Genomic DNA, 17,636 nt, shown 5'->3' on the forward strand with positions numbered 1-17,636 from the left:
TGCCCGGCACCGAACACCGGTACAGGGCCAGTAGACGCCTGACACACCAGGCCCATGCGGTATCCGCGTATCGTGGAAATGTTCCATACCGCTATCCGCCAGCCAAACCAGCGGCGCCACTTGCTCGGAGGGTTCAATGGGTGAAACTAGTCCACCTCGGGTACCCAGGAAGCTATCTTCAGTCGCATGGAAAAATGCCTGAGATCGCGTAGCGCGTCGGCGGTTGAAGTGCCCAGGGCCAGACGCATAGTCTCGTCGCTGTATTCAGGGGAGATCAGCAGGCCCCACAGTGGCTGCGCCACCGTTCGAGGATGCCGGGACAAGGTCGTGAACAGATCGGGGATGTCCAGCAACAAGGCCACCCGACTGTTGGACAACCTGCCTGAGGCGGGTGTGAACGCGGCCGTGACATAAGACATGGCGAACGAGTCGTTGAGTGTCTGTTCACTCATATACGCGACAAACTCAAGCAGTGTGTCGGCAAAGGCCCGGTCGCCAGGATGCCGACGCCGGTTGAGGGCGCGCTCGACGATATTGCGCAGATTGTGATCGTCGAACGGGCGCATCCACTCCGTATCGACGATCTCGTGTTCCTGCATCTCGCCCGCACGGGTTTCCAGGTAATCGGAGATAATCCTTAACCGGGCATTTGACAGGCGCGGGTCCCGTATCAAGTACGCCAACTCTTCCAGCCCGACACTCCAGCCCAGATGAAAGCTGAAGACGTCCGAGCGCAGGACAATATCCGCCCTCGCCGATAAATCGGCAAAGCGCCCCAGCGCCACTCTCAGCGAGGCAACGCTCCTTTGCCCTTCATCGTAGGCCCTCCAGTTGCTCAGCAGCGCCTCCCGGTCAACGAACAGATCGTCCCTGTTGTTACGCTCGGGGTTCCTCTCGAAAAAAGCCAGGTAGTCATCCAGAAACCTGTCGATTTCGGCCGGATCCGGTTCAAGGCGATTGCCGGCATCATCGAAGCCGATTGCCCGATAATGATCAGTCAGTTCCTGAACCGTCAGGCCGTACTCCAGCAGGATGTACATGACCTCATTGCTCGGCCAGATATAACGACGGGCGAACCGTTGCAGCAGCCTGTCCAGCCCTTGGCTCAGTTGCGGCCCGGGAAGCAGGGTATGGTTCAGAAACGCCCGGATATCACGATCACGCTGGAACAACCCCTGCACGGGATTTCTGAACGGCAGATAAGCCGCGATGATCTGTAGTAATTCAGCAGGCAGGTGCGCCTCTCCCGTGCGGGTCGTCCATAGCAGTTGCCGGTTCTGCCGGTCGTTTGGCCAATTCGCAATGTTGTTCAGATAACGGATAGCTGGCCTGAAAAGACCGAGCACCGCCAGGTGCTCCTCGATCCTCGACAGGAGATCGACCGGCAAGACACCGTTGTTTTCGGCGCGCAGCGTTATCAGTTGGCGTGCGCTGTCTGGCCAGTCGTCGATAAGCTCCGGGTTATTCGCCATGGCCGATGCCAGCTGTGACTCGTAGGATTGTCCATTGACGATCCGGGTCAGCACCGCGAACGCATGGTTGCCCAGAATGCCCTCCAGCGGGTAGGCCACGTCAAACAATGCCTGCTGCACGGGGGTGCGTCGCGAGACCACATAGTCAGCCACTTGCGGGTGTTGATCGATATGATCCGCAACCCTGGCCCGCAGGTTCTGCCCTGAGTGCCCTGAGTGCCCCCTACCCGCCAGGGCACCGGCCAGCGCATTGAAGAAACAATTGCCATCGGCGGGAACGTCCTCCCAGCGCCGGTTTCTCCACATCTGGTAGTGATTGCTTTCGATCCTGCGCAATACGACATCACTCACGGTTCGCTCGGGGTGGCGAACCGTGGGGTGCGTCACCTGGTGACGTCCCGGGCTATAGCGCACCGACCAGCCCTGTCCCGCACTGATCTCGTCGAGAATCAGCAAAGCCCTGTGCCGTGGCCAGTCCGCAAGCTCGGTCATCAGCGAGGGGACCAGATCCATGATAGGGGTGTTCCAGTTTCCGGGCCTGCGTATGGCGTCGGAAATGCGCCCGGCGGTGGTTTGCACGACAGGCACGTTCGGGGTCGGCGTTTCCAGCCTTGGTCGTGACGGGCCGGGTTGGGGGGTCAGGGGAGAAGCGGCGGGCCGTTTACCGCCCAACTCATAGCCCAAGCGCCCCTCGGGCTGACGCTGGGGCGCATTGAAGAACGGCCTCTTCGGTACCCGCGCCGTTGCCATGGCCCTGGGCGCGGTGGCCAGCACCTTTCGGCCACCCTCGGTGGCGCGATACACCAGGGCGAAGACGCCCTTGTCTTGCGGTAAAAGCCCCGTGGCCCTTAGCGTATTGAAGGTGATCAAGGTTCCCCTGGCGGCCCGCAAGCCCACCGCCCCGAGCGTGCTCACGGTGGGAAGTACTTCAGCCGCGGTCAGCACCAGGTTGAGACGGGTCCGGAGCTCGACCTCCGCGTTGCTCCTGGCGCGATGATCGGCATGCCGGATCTGAAAGCGCACGCCCGCCTGCGCCAGTTCCCTGATGAAATGCCCGCGCAATGGCAGGCAGCTCACCAGCGCTCCCGAGCCCGTCAGTCCCAGCAAATGCTTGATCTCGCTTTTGTTCGCGGTGGCGATGCGCTGGGTGAAGTAACCTTGCCACTCTTCGCTGTTCAGCAGTTCCCGGACACCCGTCTTCAAATCGGCAAACTCGCAAATATCGTTGCCATCCGGGCTGTCCGGAAAATAAACCCCCACCGTTCCCACGGTTTGTCCCCCTTGGAGGTGATCGGAAAACACCAGCACGCCATCGATACTGGCGGGGTCAGGTACCCAGTAGCCGGCAGGTGGACGCGCCATGAAGCTGTTACCCAGGAACAGACGACACACCTGCACATCCCGGCCATTGACCTGCAGGCGCGAGGCCGGCTCGGGTGACAACAGGACTGTCTCCAGCCAGCGTGGAACCTGTTTCTCCGTGAGCGTGATGCCATTGACCTCGGTACACACCTGCGCCCTGAACACCTCGCCATTGTCCTTCAGGGCCGCCTCCAGGCTTTTCAATTTCAGCGTGAGGAGGGTCAGCGCTTGCGTGGCGCTGGCAATGGCGCGACTGGTTGGCGTGTCGTCCTGCAAGGTCTTGTGGAGCAGCGCCCGATAGTTTTTATCGACATCGCAGGTTTTCACCAAGGTCTCGATGTAATCGGGGCCCAGGACGATGTGATAACCATTGGCCGGATTGACCAGTTCATCGCCCTTGCTGTCGCGCAGCTTCGTCGGCATCAGCACCACGATGTCCTTGCTGGCCTCAGCCTTCCAGGCCGGCAAGTTATTGATCACCAGTTCAGTCAACGACATGGCGTGGGACTGATCACCGAATATCGCGCGGTCGATCACGGTCATCCAATGGTGCCACTTGACTTCGGGCACATCGAAACGAATCACCATCTGGTCCGGGTCGGGATCCAGTCCCGGGTAGCTTTTGTGCAGGTACTCCCTGGCCTGCTGTCGGGCAAACTGATTCAGCGTCGGGATATCCCGGGTCAACTCGCTCAATACCCGTTGCGCGGCAACGATCTTTTTCTCCAGCGCCCGATACTGCTTCTGCCGTGCTCGCGTGGCGGTTTTATAAAAAGCCGGACGCATGGATTCGAGCACATCCCGGTTATGCGCGGCCACCAGGCCTTCGACGCCCGCCATGGGCATCGACGAAGCGTCTTCGAGTTTTTTGGCGAGCGACTCTATCGTCAAGGTTGCGCGACTGGCCTCATGCAGCACATTGACCAGAGTGGCGTACTGCTGATCGAACAGGTCGCGGGCGGCCTGTTCAAAAACCTGCTCGAGGGGTTCATCGTCGATCCCCTGGATCGTCCAGGCGGTCCCGGCATGGTGGAGTTGAACCTCTTCTTTCAATACCTCCGGCGAAGAGAATCTCTGGAAGCCGCCCTCCCGGGAGTAAAGAAAAAGACGCGTCTGCCCCGGCAGCTTCAAGACCATGGCAGCGGGCCATTTGCGTACCTTTCCGTCACCCGCCATCAACCTGACAGCATGGGCCTGGGCAACGGGGCTTGTGCCCAGGCGATTGCGCGCTTCTCGGGAAGGGTGGGCCGCCAGGTCATCCAGGAGGTTATCGTCCCGCTGTTGCTGAGTGCGTTCCGTGGAGGTGAGCTGGCTCTGCGGGGGGCGATCGGTTTTATAGAGTTGCAGCGCGTATTGGTATTGCCATTGAAACTCATGGGTGAGGAAGGCTTCTGCCGTAAGCCCTTGCGGATTATCAAGCGCCTCGCCCCAACGGCAAGTCCTCCATTGCCGGTAATCCCCGGTCAATTGCTCGTGCAATGCTCGGTTGCTGCCGGGTTCGGCAATATAGAGCGCGGTCGCCAGCGTACGCAGTATTTCCGCACTCGCCGGACAACCCAAAAGGCTGTCCGCCTCCTCGATCGCCTCCGGGTGATCGGACAACACCACGGCACCGGAAGAATAGGTCGCCGCCGTATCGGTGATCAGCCCCTGCTTCATCGCCGCCATGAATGTTTGGGAGGCCATCTGTTTTCGCGTGCCGTCCGCGCCCACGGAAAATGTGTTGATGTACAAGGCATCCGGATCAAGCACCCGTTGGTGGAGGCCGGGAAAGTCTTCTTCGGTAAATCTCAAGCGGATCTGCGCAATCAAATAATGGCCGAGCACAGTGTCGAAAGTCGGCTGGCTGGCCAGCAGCGCAGCCACTCTCTGGTCCGACTGATCCAGAAGGTCCAGTTGCGTTATCTGTTGTTCTTCTTGTGAGCCGACCAAAGGTGATGTCGCATTTGCAGCAGGCGTGGCTTCAGTGTTCATGATGGATTCCCTTCGGGAGCAGAAAAGTGCCGGTACAAACGCAAACCGGCACGGCTTTGCAGCCAGTACACAGGGGAAACTCGTCTGAAGGCGGTAGCCCGATAGGACCGCGCCTGGCCTGGCGCCTTGCATGCCCGGCTATCGCGAGACCCGCTCCCCGGGCATACAGCACCGTGGCACTGGCATACACTGGCGCCCATGACCACTATCCCCCTGACCGACCTCACCACACCGGCAATCAGTTGCTCTTCCTGCGCGGCCTGCTGCTGCCGGCTGGAGGTGCTGCTGATCACCGATACCGGTGTGCCCGAGCGCTATATCGATATCGACGATTGGGGCGGCGAAGTGATGTTGCGCCTGGACGACGGCTGGTGCGCGGCGCTGGATCGCGACACCATGCGCTGCACCATCTACGCGAAACGCCCGTTGATCTGCCGGGAGTTCGAAACCGGCTCGGAGGAGTGCATGGAGGAACGCCAAGGAATCACCACGGCCTATCGCTGAATCGAAGGACCGAATCAGGGCGATTTCATCCCTGAGTCAAAGACACGTCTCATATATCCAGTGAACCCGCTCAATCCACACTTGGGACCACACGTCACAAGCAGCGGGCAACTCAATGTTGCCCCCGGACCCTGAGATCACTGGCTCATGAAAACCCTCGACCCTCCCCGTATTTCGCCCCCCGGCGCCGCCGATAGCCCTCCGGCGCCGATCGACACCGCGCAGCTCCAGTCGCAGTTGCTGCTGTCGCTCAATAGCGCCAATGCGCAAGTGGCCGCCCTGCTCGATGAGCTGCCGCGCCCGGCCATGCCCGAAGTGAATCCGACGACTGACAAGACCGAGCAGATACGCCAACTCCAGCAGGCTTATCTGGCGCAGTTGCAACGGTTCTGGACACAACCCAATAGCGCCACCGACGGTTTGCCCGCCGATCAATGGCTCGCACTGACCCTGGAGACGCAACTGCGGACCGAGGCGCAACTGCGCGGCGTCGATGGGACGCTGGACGCCGATGACCGGCAACTGATCGACCAGGTACTGGACCTGCCCACACGGGAACAACGGGAAAGTGCACTGCCTGTCCTGCCCGTCGTCTATCGACCCGGGGTCTACTGCATCGCCTTCCTGGAAGAAAATACCTCGGCCCCGACCCCATGGCCTGGCGCATTCGTAATCACCAGCCGAGACGGTGCGGTGCTGCAGGGCAGCGATCCCGACCCGAAGCAGTTCAAGGGCAAGAAAGCGGTCGAGATCCACAGTGATCTCGGGCCGGTCGTGCTCTACACCCTGGAATATGGCCTCGAAACCTTTGCCTCCCTCAGGATCCTGCACACGACACTGCTGGTGCGAACCGGGCAAAAAATCGCTGACCGTTTCAGCGCCAGCGATGACAAGCACGAAAACCTGTTCGCCTGGCAGGTCCGGTCACTGCGCAATGCCCAGCAACGGCAGGTGAACGATGTGTTTGCCGCCTCCCCGGCGGACGCGTCGCAGGCCATGCTGGAACGCCTCGAAGCCGCCGCGGACCTACGTGACGTCCTGGATATCGGCACGCGAGTGAATCGACGTGCGCAAGCCTTGCAATACAGCATCTGGCGGCAAGTCTTCAAGGCGGCCGACAGGCAAGACTGGCAACGCTACAGCACCGCCGCCGGCCGAGTGCAGGCCGGCCGCCTGGCGCTGGCCCTGGCCTTGATCAATGTACTGCCGCCAACCTCGCCCAACGACAGCTACGACGGGCCGATCATCCCGGATCAAGCGGCACTGGAGGCCATCGTCCAGGCCCTGAGCGAGCAGCCGTCGGCCTCGGCCTCGGCCACCGCGCAGCGGGCGCAGGCGATACGCGATACCTGGCAATACGCCAATGCCGCGTGCCTGCAACTGGCGCTCCTGGACGCCACGCTCCGCGGCCGAATCGCTAGGCGCCAGCGACAGTGGGTCCAGGTGGTGCTCGACTATCCGACCCCGGCCACTCGCCCCACGATCGGTACACACGTCATCAGCGCCAATGCGCTGGGTTTGTGGGTACATCACAAGAATGCCCAGAGCACGCTCCATATCATTGGCGGCGGCGTACTCGCGATCACCAGCGCGGACCCGGACGACCCGAGTGTGGTGCTGCATACCCCGGATTCAGCCGATGACAACGACCTCAAGGTACTGAGCCAACGCGGTGACCTGGACCGGTATTTCCAGGAACCGCCATGGCGGGACTACGTTGCCGCGCGACTGAGAAAATCCAGTACGCCAACCCTGCAGTCGCCGCCCCCGGCAAACGCCGCTCACGTCCAACTGATCCCGATGCCGGGCAACGTGCATCAGTGCCTCTACGAAATACAGCGTGACGCGCTGATCGAGCAGGCCCGCCACCGTCTCCCCGACGGGACCGCGAGTAACCGGCAAGCACTCATCGATCAGTGGGCGTTTGGCAATGTCGTCGCTCAGAAGAACGCCGGCTTGATCAGCACCTTCCTGCCCGCAAAGGCTTGGCTGCCACGAATAAGGGCGACCGGACAAACAGACATTGCAGTGCAGCCGGGCAGCCGGGCAACAGATCGCCAGGGCACAACCAGTACCGACACCCTGCCACCTGCGAGCACGGACATTGCGACCCCGGTCAGCCGGACGGGTGCCGACGGCAAGACCTTGCTGACTGCCGGCCCGGTCCTGCAAGCGATGCCCCAGCCACGCCAAACCCTCGGCACCGTGCGGCTGAGGTTGCGAGGCGGTGCGCCGACGGGGCCATCCCTCGGCGGGCGATTGCCTCCTGCCGTATCAGCGCGACTTTCAACCCTGGCCGGCCTGATTCGCCTGGGGTCCTGGAACTCACAGGTCATGGACATCATTGCGCCCCTCATGCCCAGCCTGGCGGAGTGGCCGCAAGACAGCAACCTGGTGATTATCGACGCCCGCGATCCGGGATTTGGCTGGTCAGTACGCTACCGGCAGGGACTGCGCGAAGACACCTATGGATACCGGGTGAACCCGGAGTTGTTCGGTGCCCTCCATGATGTGGTGCTGTACCGATACAGTCCGAATCATTATCGCGTCTGGCTCGACGGCAACCCGGTGGACGTCCCCGCCGGAGAGGACAGCTTCTTTCATGCCGTGGCCCTGTCACTGAACCAGGACCATGAGCCCGACACATTCACGGTCGAGAGACTGCGCAATGCCGCCGCCGATCATATCGAACACAATCCGGATATCGCGCCCTTCGTGACCGCCGAGCATTTGCCTCTCTATGCCCAGGCACTGGAGCATTGCCTGGAACTGAATATCTGGCTGGGCGATAGCAGCTATCGAGAGTTGACCGCCATCCTCAAGGGGGCCGCCAATCCATACGGTCTCTTTCAGCCGGCCATCCGCTACCTGGAGACGACTTTGCCGGCCCGCTCACAAAGGATCCGCGCCGCCGTCGATGATGCGTTCAACTCCGTTCGCGAGCGCCATGACCTGCGCCCGCTACCCGCCGAAATACGTCAGATCGTTGATCGCTACATTGACAGCGACCCTCGTCCGGAACTGTCCTTGTGGGTCGACGAGCCGAGGCGCAGGCGGTTGCTGGAAACACTGTTGAACGGCCCCTCACAAGCGGCAGACATCGACTTCCTGACTCACCACACCTTCATTTTCAATGACAGCGTCCGGCATATTCTGCTGGAGTATGGGGTGACGGCCACCCAGCTACGCCTGTATGCCGCCCAGCACTTGGGCAATCAGATCAGCGCACGACGTGACCTGATCAGGGCCGTGCTCGGTCGTGTCCCGGCGCTGCTTGAGCGGGTCGATATCATTTTCAGTTCAGCGAACCTGACCCCGCCCCTGGAAGAGGGGCTCAACACCAATCAAATCGCCCATTTGCTCCACGATCCGCAAATCTCAACGGACAGGCTACGATTGATCGCCCGCTGCGCGGATGCCGGCATCATCCGTATCAACCTGCTGGAGAACGCCGACGGGATAAAGTCGTTGACCGACGACGTGTTGAGCCGGCTCCTCGGACATCAGCAGGAACTGCTGGCGGTGGCCCGGCAAATGGGCTTCCAGGAAATCGCGCCGCTGCTTTTGCCCTTCAAGACCAATGCTACTGCATGGAGCCGACATTGCTTCCGATCGGCCTATCTCGCCAATGCCAGGCTCCAGCTTCTGCTCGATACACCCGAGTTGTTTACCTTGCTCAGGAAGAAGTCGGGCCGGGTCGTCGACAAGATGTGGACCCAACTGACCAGCAACACCCATGACAATGCCAGGATTCGATATGCACTGGCCAACCCGTTCCACACGCTCAGCAGCCTGGCCCAACTGAACAGAGTTCTGAACGCAGCTCTTCCGAACACAGGAGAAGCCGGACCTTCGACGCAGTCGCAGCCGGCCTGGCTGAGGGGATATGAGATGCGCAGCCGATCGGCGCTGGATCCGACCGGACCGGATGCGCGAGGCCTGTATCTCACGCCGGACGGCAGGACGTACATCCTCTACGAGGGCCTGCGCTACGAAGTCCGGGCCTTCCGCGACAGGTTCCGGATCATCCATGCCACCGAAGGTTTCAGGCGCTCGACCTATGAGGTGCAACGCCGTACCGACGGCTCGTGGCAGATCATGGACACTCCCGGTCTGGGCGGCGATGTACGCAGGCCCTATCCCGCCATAAGCGAGCAATCGCGGATGCAACGCAACGCGTTCGCCGAGCTGGGCCAGGCCGCACAACAGGAATGGCAAAGGCTCGGAGCCGACTCGGCAGTGTCCGGCCGGGTCCCCGACCTGAACGCCATCGAATCCAGAGCCGCTGGCGACACGCTGGAGCTGATCGGCCCGGCTGGTGCACCACGCCAGCACCTGGAACTGGAGAAAGACAGCGCACTGGCCAGGCTCTCGGCACGTATCCGCGACACCGTCGATACGCTCCACCACGACTTCGAGTTCCAGGACGGTCAGATGCTGCCGCGCCCTGGCGTCACCCATCACGAGGTGGTCCATGGCCTGGCGCAACTCGATGGCCTGAACAGCCTGAATACCGGCTTCGCCCTGTTGCTGCTCAATAGCGGCAGGCGCCATGTCTTGTCGACGGAACTGGCCAGCGCGGTCCAGGTGCAGTTCTACACGCAACTGGCCCAGGTGGTGGCCGGCGTAGCCTGCGATGGAAAAATACTCGCCCAGGCGATTTACCTCGGCCTGAAGGAGGCCGGGCACCTGGGTACAGAAAGCATCAGCCTGCTGGACAAGGCCGGCCGAGTTATCAGTCTGGGCGGCAAGACACTGACCCTGGGTGGACTGTTGGCCGCCGGCAATGCCTTGCTGCTCCTCGCGAGCCTGGGGGTGGACAGCTATCTGCTGGCCCATGCCGAGAGCGCCGAGGAAAAAGCCACCTACGGCACCAACGTCGGGCTCGACACCCTCGCGCTGGGCACGGTACTGGCCGGGTTTGCCGAGGGCGCCGAATTTCTCGGGCCACTGTCGATACCCTTGGCCGGCCTGGGCCTGGGTGCCAGCAGCCTGGTGTCGGTGTTCTTTGCCAAGGCCCATAAGGTCCTGGCCACGGGTGAGCAATTCATCCGGGAGATCCAGGCCTATCGCAGCGGCTATATCGAGGATCCTGAAAGCCATGCGCTGCGGATGGCCGGTCCCGTGGTGGTGACCCATCTGGATCAGCGCAACGGCCAGGTCTACCTGGGCAGCCCGAAGATCTACGCCGTCGACAATTCGCATTCGGGCGATCCACGGGTGATCCTGGACGAACAGCAGGCGATCGATGTCGGCCAGGTCTTGGAGCTTCCCGGGCAGAGGCCGTTACCCGTTTCGGAAAGCCTCCGTACCCTGCATCTGCCGGGTACGCCCGAGCACACCTATCTGCCGCAATACGGCTGGCTAGTGGGCGCCACCCAGCGCAATGACGCGGAACTGCAGCTGTTCAAGGCGCTCGAGCAAAAGACCCAAGGCAAATTCATCGAAACCGAATGGGTCGCGGCCTTCCAGAAGGTCGTGGAAAAGCTCGAGCCCCGCTACCACGCCACGCGTATCCGGGTCAGCCTGGGACAGGTCGCGCCGCCGTTGGTCATGGACGATCTGGCGGAAGGCGGTCGGTACCTGCGCTACGACATCGAAGGCCAGGGTAGCCAATATGACCTCTACCTGAGTGACGGCGCGACGATCAATCTGTCCAGCTGTGCCACGTCACGGCCCTCCACCTGGGTGCTGCACACCGATCACCTGAGCCGCCCTGACGACATCCGGCTTGAGCCCGGCCGGCTGACGGTGGGTGGCGTCGTGGTGCAGGTTCAGGACAAGGAGGTCCTGTACGCGGTCAACAAGCTTGATGAGGCATTCCGGCTGGATCTTGCCGGCGGGCGCTGCACGCTGGCGACACTGAGTGCCCGGGACCACGAGAATATCGATACGCTGGTGCAACGCCTGCAAGCACTGCAAGGCCGCCAGCAACTGGGCGCGCCAGTGCCTATCGAAGACCTGTCGGTGCCCGAGTGTCCGGGTCGGGGGATTTATTATCGGCCCACCGATGGCAGCTTCGCGGCCATTCCCGTGGACGGGGAGGATCACGGCGACGAGCTGTACCAGATCCCGGTGTCGCCCGACATGCTGGTGATCGCCCCCAGCCCGCAGCGCGAGAAAGTCCTGGAGGCCGCCGCGACACTGGCCGAACTGACGACCTATCTGAACACCGAGTATCAGAGGTTCGGCGGGCGTTCGGCAGGATTCTGGAGTGCCCACCCCGCCGACGGCTTGTTCGGCAACGAACAGTGCTATGGCGATTATCTGCGGGCGCAATACCGGCTGGAGGTGCAGCGCGCGCGCCTGCAAGGCGGCTACTCGGACACCGCCTACCCAATGATGTTGCAACTGCTGCCCCGGCACGAACGCGAGCACCCGGCTCCGGGCCCACGCCAAGTCCAGGTGCACCGTTTGAGCATCAACGGCTATCCCTCCGATGACATCCTGGTACTCGGTGATCCCCAGCAGGGCACGCTGTTGTTGTGGGTGCCGACATCAACCCCGGCATTGAGCGAGTTCAGTGGCGTCAGCGGGCTCAAGGCCCGTGTGCAAAGATTGGCCGCCGCAGACGCGACGCGCCAGGAGCTACAGGAACACTTCCCGCGCAGCTGTCGCGCCAGTAGTCACAGTGCCCTCTGGGGCTATACCGGAACGGACGAGGCGCTGGAAAAACTCGGGGACAACGGCGACTGGACGATGATCCAGATCGACCGCTACCCCATCGATGACGATGATGTGTTTGCCGCGCTGGCCCGCCTCAAACGCCAGAGCGAAGGAGGCTGACGCCGAACGAACGGCCGTTACAACGGCATCGTGTAGTGCAAGGCGTAGCTTTCGATGCCCTCGTTCGGCGTGCGGATACCGGCATTGGAATAATGGGTCGCGCGGATCCCCACTTCATGCCCGCCGGCGAAGCGCAGGCCGAAGCCCAAGCGGTCCTCGAAGAGGAAGGCCGAGCCCAGCTTGTTGCCTTCCACTTCGGTGTGGGCAAACAGGGCGACACCTATCCCCGCCTCGATATAGGGTTTGATCGATGCCCCGGAAAATTCGTAGACGAATACGGGGGAGAACGACAGGCTGTGATTGCCGGGACTCTTGTCGCCTTTCCAGTAGGTGTAGGCACCGCTCCAGTAGCCGGTCAGGCGGCCTGCGTCGCTTTGCAGCCAGCCTTTGTCCCAGTCCGATTGCAGGCCCAGGCGATAGGACCGGGTCGAATCGCTCGTCTGGCCAACGGAGAACTCGACACCGGCCGCCTGTGCCATGGTGCCATACCCCAGGGCGACCGCAAGCGCAGCCAAGCAGAACAATTTCTTCATGAGAAATATCCTATTTCCAACGCATTTCAGGTGCGACCAACAAGCTCCTCGCAATGAAAGCTTGGCGTTAAGCCTGGGTTCACCAGGGATTCGCCGCTCTACGCCGACGTTTACCCTGTGAAGCTTTGCACAACCCCGGACTTCTGCCAGAGCAGCGGCAGAATTTTCCTGAAGTGATCCGGATCGGCGCTGGTCCAGAATTGCGCGTCGCGCGCAGGTCCCGGGGACAGCAGGTCGCGCGCTTCCAACAGGCGCTGAAGTTGCCGGGCCACGGCGGCGCCGGTGTCGATCAGGCTGATGGACGCCGGAATCATCTCCAGCAGCAGCGGCTTGAGGAAGGGATAGTGGGTGCAGCCGAGGATGATGGTGTCGCAGCCCGCCGCCAGCAAAGGGTCGACATAGCTGCGCAGCAACTGGCGCAAGGCCTCGCTGTGCAAATCGCCGTCTTCGATCATTTCCACCAGGCCGGGACAAGGCTGGGTGATCACCCGTACATCGTTGGCAAAGCGGTCGAGCAAGGCGGCGAACTTGGCGCTTTGCAAGGTCCCGGTGGTTGCCAGCACGCCGACCACACCACTGCGAGTGGCCGCCGCCGCGGGTTTGACCGCCGGTTCCATGGCCACCAGCGGCCAATCCGGGTAACGCTGGCGCAAATCGGCGGCCGCCGCCACCGTGGCGGTATTGCAGGCAATCACCAGGGCCTTGGCGCCCTGCTCGCGAAGGAAGCCGGAGATCACCGCGCAGCGCTGGCGAATATATTCCGGGCTTTTTTCGCCGTAGGGGATATGGCCGCAGTCGGCGACATAGAGCAGCGACTCGTTGGGCAACAGGACCTGGATTTCATTGAGCACCGACAGGCCGCCGATGCCAGAGTCGAACACCGCAACCGGTGCGTCACGCATGGCCACCCCCACAGACGCTGCATTGCGGATCGCGCTTGACCCGCAGTTCACGGAATTTCGTGCCCAGGGCATCGATCAGCAGCAGGCGGCCGACCAGCGGCTCGCCGAAACCGGCGAGCAATTTCAAGGCTTCCAGGGCTTGCAGGCTGCCGACCAGGCCGACCAGCGGGCCGATGACGCCGGCTTCACTGCAGGTCAGTTCGGCTTCGCTGCCGTGCCCGTACAAGCAGTGGTAGCAGGGGCTTTCCGGACGCCGCGGATCGAACACCGAGAGTTGCCCCTCAAGGCGAATCGCCGCGCCGCTCACCAGCGGCTTGCCGGCGGCGACACAGGCAGCGTTGACCGCCTCGCGGGTGGCGAAGTTGTCGCAGCAGTCGAGCACCAGGTCCACCGCCGCCACTGCGACACCGAGGGAATCCGCGTCAAGGGCGTGGCGATGGGCGACCAGGGTCACTTCAGGATTGATCGCCGCCAACCGGCGCAGCGCCGAATCGACCTTGGTCGTACCGATGCTGGCGGTGTCATGGATGATCTGGCGTTGCAGGTTGGTCAGCTCGACCGTGTCGAAGTCCGCCAGATGCAGTTCGCCGACCCCGGCGGCCGCCAGGTAAAGCGCCACCGGGGCGCCAAGACCGCCAAGACCGACGATCAGCACCCGGCTGTTTTTCAGACGCAACTGGCCGTCGATATCGACCTGTTGCAACAGGATCTGCCGGCTATAGCGCAACAGCTCCTGGTCACTCAGCACGATAGGCGCCCCAGACTGATGCGTTGATGGCCGCCCAGGTCAGTGCGGCTGTGGACGTCGCTGAAACCTTGCGCCGAGAGCAACTCACGCACGGCTTCAGCCTGATCGTAACCATGTTCGAGCATCAACCAGCCGTTGGCCTCCAGGTGCGCGGGCGCCTGGGCGATGATCAGGCGCAGGTCGTCCAGGCCATCGGCACCGGCCACCAGGGCGCTGGCCGGCTCGAAACGCACATCGCCCTGGGCCAGGTGCGGGTCGCTCGAAGCGATGTACGGCGGGTTGCTGATAATCAGTTGAAAACGCTGGCCATCCAGGGCGCTGAACCAATGGCTGCTCAGCACCGTGGCATTGTTCAGCCCCAGGCGCTGGCGATTGCGTTCGGCCAGGGCCACCGCTTCCGGCACGCGGTCCACCGCCGTCACCTGCCAGGCCGGACGTTCATTGGCCAGGGCCAATGCAATCGCGCCGCTGCCGGTGCCGAGATCGAGCACCCGGGCCGGAGTTGCCGGCAACAGCTCAAGGGCGGCTTCCACCAGCAGTTCGGTGTCCGGGCGCGGAATCAGGGTATGCGGCGCCACTTCCAGGTCCAGCTTCCAGAAGCCCTGCTGGCCGAGGATATAGGCCACCGGCTCGCCACCGCGACGGCGCTCCAGGAAGTCGGAAAAGGCCAGCGCGGCTTCGCTGCTGACGATTTTTTCCGGCCAGGTGTGCAGGTAACTGCGGGATTTGCCCAGGGCCGCCGCCAACAGCAGTTCGGCGTCCAGGCGCGCGGTCGGCGAGTCAGGCAGGTCGGCGGCGCGTAGCAGACTGGCAATAATGGTCATTCAATCACCCAAGGCGGCCAGTTGATCGGCCTGGTATTCGGCCAACAGCGGTTCGATAACGGCTTCCACCCCCCCGGCCAGGACTTCATCCAGGGAGTACAGGGTCAGGTTGACACGGTGGTCGGTGACCCGGCCCTGTGGAAAGTTGTAGGTACGGATACGTTCGGAGCGATCGCCTGAGCCTACCAGCAGCTTGCGCTCACTGGCGATGGCATTGGCCGCGGCGCTGGTCTGCTGGTCGTTGAGCTTGGCCGACAGCCAGGACATGGCGCGCGCGCGGTTCTTGTGCTGGGAACGCTCTTCCTGGCATTCGACCACGATCCCCGAAGGCAAGTGGGTGATGCGGATCGCCGAGTCGGTCTTGTTGACGTGCTGGCCACCGGCGCCGGAGGAGCGGTAGGTGTCGACGCGCAGGTCCGCCGGGTTGATCTCGATGGCTTCCTGTTCGTCGGGCTCGGGCAATACCGCGACCGTGCAGGCCGAGGTGTGGATGCGGCCCTGGGATTCGGTGGCCGGTACGCGCTGGACGCGGTGGGCACCGGATTCGAATTTCAGCTTGCCGTAGACATTGTCGCCTTCGACCCGGGCAATGACTTCTTTATAGCCGCCGTGCTCACCCTCGTTTTCCGAGAGGATTTCCACCCGCCAACCACGCCGCTCGGCATACCGCGAGTACATGCGGAACAGATCGCCGGAGAAGATCGCCGCCTCGTCGCCGCCGGTGCCGGCGCGGATTTCGAGAAACACGTTGCGACCGTCGTTGGGATCCTTGGGCAGCAACATGCGTTGCAGGCTGCCTTCCAGTTCAACCAGCTGTTCCTTGGCCTCGCGGACTTCCTCGACGGCCATTTCGCGCATGTCCGGGTCGTTGTCCTTGAGCAGCGCCTGGGCGCCTTCGAGGTCGGACTGGACCTTCAACACCTGCTTGTAGGCCGTGACAATCGGCTCGACTTCGGCGTACTCCTTGGAATAGGCGCGGAACTTGTTCTGATCGGAAATGACTTCGCCATCGCCGAGCAAGGCGGTCAGTTCCTCGAAACGGTCCTGGAGGATGTCCAGCTTATTGAGCAGTGACGCTTTCATTGCGGTTTCTTATCCGAAAAGCTATCCGATGAGCCCTCACCGAGGGCAAAGAGTTCCTGGGCCATGGCCAGCGCATCGAGGCGGCCTTCGGCGGACAACTTTTTCAGTTGCACGCTGGGCGCATGCATCAACTTGTTGGTCAGGCCACGGGCCAGTTGCATCAGCACCTCTTCGGCGCTGCCGCCGTTGGCCAGCAGGCGCTGGGCCTTTTGCAGTTCTTCGTCGCGCAGGCGTTCGCTCTGCTGGCGGTAGGCGCGCAACACATCCACCGCGGCCAGCTCGCGCAGGCGCGCCATGAAGTCGTCGACGCCGCTGCTCACCAGTTCTTCGGCGGCTTGGGCGGCGCCCTGGCGGCTCTTGAGGTTTTCGGCGACCACTTCGTGGAGATCGTCGACGCTATAGAGGTAAACGTCGTCCAACTCGCCGACTTCCGGTTCGATATCCCGGGGTACGGCGATATCCACCATGAAGATCGGCTTGTGCTTGCGCAGCTTCAAGGCACTTTCCACCGCGCCCTTGCCGAGGATCGGCAACTGGCTGGCGGTGGAACTGATGACGATGTCGCTGTGCACCAGTTCCTGGGGGATGTCGGACAGCAACACCGCGTGGGCACCGAACTCTTCGGCGAGGATCTTGGCCCGCTCCAGGGTCCGGTTGGCCACCACGATACGCTTGACGCCCTGCTCGTGCAGGTGGCGGGCGACCAGGGTGATGGTTTCGCCGGCGCCGATCAGCAACGCACTGCTGCGCTGCAGATCACTGAAAATCTGTTTCGCCAGGCTGACGGCGGCAAACGCCACCGACACCGGGTTCTCGCCGATGGCGGTGTCGGTGCGCACCTGCTTGGCGGCGCTGAAGGTGGCCTGGAACAGGCGCCCGAGCAACGGCCCGATGGTGCCCGCCTCCCGCGCCACGGCATAGGCCGACTTCATCTGGCCGAGAATCTGCGGTTCGCCCAATACCAGCGAATCCAGGCCCGAGGCCACGCGCATCATATGACGAACGGCAGCATCGTCTTCGTGCACATAGGCGCAGGCCCGCAGGTCTTCGAGGCTCAGGTGGTGATAATCGGCCAGCCAGCGCAGGACCGTGTCCGACGTAATGTGCTCCTGCTCGATATACAGTTCACTGCGGTTGCAGGTCGAGAGGATCGCGGCTTCACGGCTGTCGGTGAGGCGACACAGCTGCTGCAGGGCCTCCACCAATTGCTCGGGGGTAAAAGCCACGCGCTCGCGTACGTCTACGGACGCCGTCTTGTGGTTGATGCCGAGTGCGAGGAAGGCCATTCAGGGTCGCTGATGATGTCGAGAAGCCGACAATTGTCCACCTTCGAATGATTCAGAACAACCATTGCCGACTATTGTCCTAATGTAACGTTGCTATAAGTGTCTGGTGAGCGTCTCGGGTATGGTTCTGCCCGCCGCTTGTGTCATGATGCCCCGACCCGC

General features: G+C 62.4%; 9 protein-coding genes. 2 read left to right on the top strand and 7 right to left on the bottom strand.

Features of this window, described 5'->3' with window-relative positions; genetic code table 11:
- Positions 1–146: 146 nt before the first annotated feature.
- Positions 147–4,808, bottom strand: a complete 4,662-nt coding sequence (locus tag HX830_RS16065) for a hypothetical protein (protein ID WP_177101163.1) — start codon at positions 4,806–4,808, stop codon at positions 147–149.
- A 198-nt stretch (positions 4,809–5,006) separates the two neighbouring features.
- On the opposite strand from HX830_RS16065, the gene HX830_RS16070 reads away from it, so the two are divergent.
- Positions 5,007–5,312 carry a YkgJ family cysteine cluster protein gene (locus tag HX830_RS16070; protein ID WP_103497627.1) on the top strand — a complete coding sequence of 102 codons (306 nt, stop codon included), beginning with the start codon at positions 5,007–5,009 and terminating at the stop codon, positions 5,310–5,312.
- Positions 5,313–5,459: 147 nt separating this feature from the next.
- Positions 5,460–12,098: a TcdA/TcdB pore-forming domain-containing protein gene (locus HX830_RS16075; RefSeq protein ID WP_177101165.1), complete on the top strand. Its 6,639-nt coding sequence runs from the start codon at positions 5,460–5,462 to the stop codon at positions 12,096–12,098.
- 17 nt (positions 12,099–12,115) lie between these two features.
- Here the strand turns inward: HX830_RS16075 and HX830_RS16080 are convergent, their stop codons facing one another.
- The 6 genes from HX830_RS16080 to hemA all read right to left on the bottom strand — a co-directional run bounded on the left by HX830_RS16080 (position 12,116) and on the right by hemA (position 17,474).
- Positions 12,116–12,631: an acyloxyacyl hydrolase gene (locus HX830_RS16080; RefSeq protein ID WP_177101167.1), complete on the bottom strand. Its 516-nt coding sequence runs from the start codon at positions 12,629–12,631 to the stop codon at positions 12,116–12,118.
- Between the two features lie 110 nt (positions 12,632–12,741).
- Positions 12,742–13,533: a glutamate racemase gene (murI, locus tag HX830_RS16085; protein ID WP_177101169.1), complete on the bottom strand. Its 792-nt coding sequence runs from the start codon at positions 13,531–13,533 to the stop codon at positions 12,742–12,744.
- Entirely contained in the window at positions 13,526–14,281 is a 756-nt protein-coding gene (locus HX830_RS16090; RefSeq protein ID WP_177101172.1) for a molybdopterin-synthase adenylyltransferase MoeB, read from the bottom strand. The genes murI and HX830_RS16090 overlap by 8 nt, the downstream gene beginning before the upstream one ends.
- A complete protein-coding gene (gene prmC, locus HX830_RS16095) occupies positions 14,275–15,105 on the bottom strand; it encodes a peptide chain release factor N(5)-glutamine methyltransferase (protein WP_152740080.1) in 831 nt (276 codons plus the stop codon). The genes HX830_RS16090 and prmC overlap by 7 nt, the downstream gene beginning before the upstream one ends.
- Positions 15,106–16,188, bottom strand: a complete 1,083-nt coding sequence (gene prfA, locus HX830_RS16100) for a peptide chain release factor 1 (RefSeq protein WP_103497632.1) — start codon at positions 16,186–16,188, stop codon at positions 15,106–15,108.
- Entirely contained in the window at positions 16,185–17,474 is a 1,290-nt protein-coding gene (hemA, locus tag HX830_RS16105) for a glutamyl-tRNA reductase (protein ID WP_152740081.1), read from the bottom strand. The genes prfA and hemA overlap by 4 nt, the downstream gene beginning before the upstream one ends.
- Between the last annotated feature and the right edge of the window lie 162 nt (positions 17,475–17,636).

Source organism: Pseudomonas gingeri (assembly GCF_013385425.1).
GTDB lineage: Bacteria > Pseudomonadota > Gammaproteobacteria > Pseudomonadales > Pseudomonadaceae > Aquipseudomonas > Aquipseudomonas gingeri_D.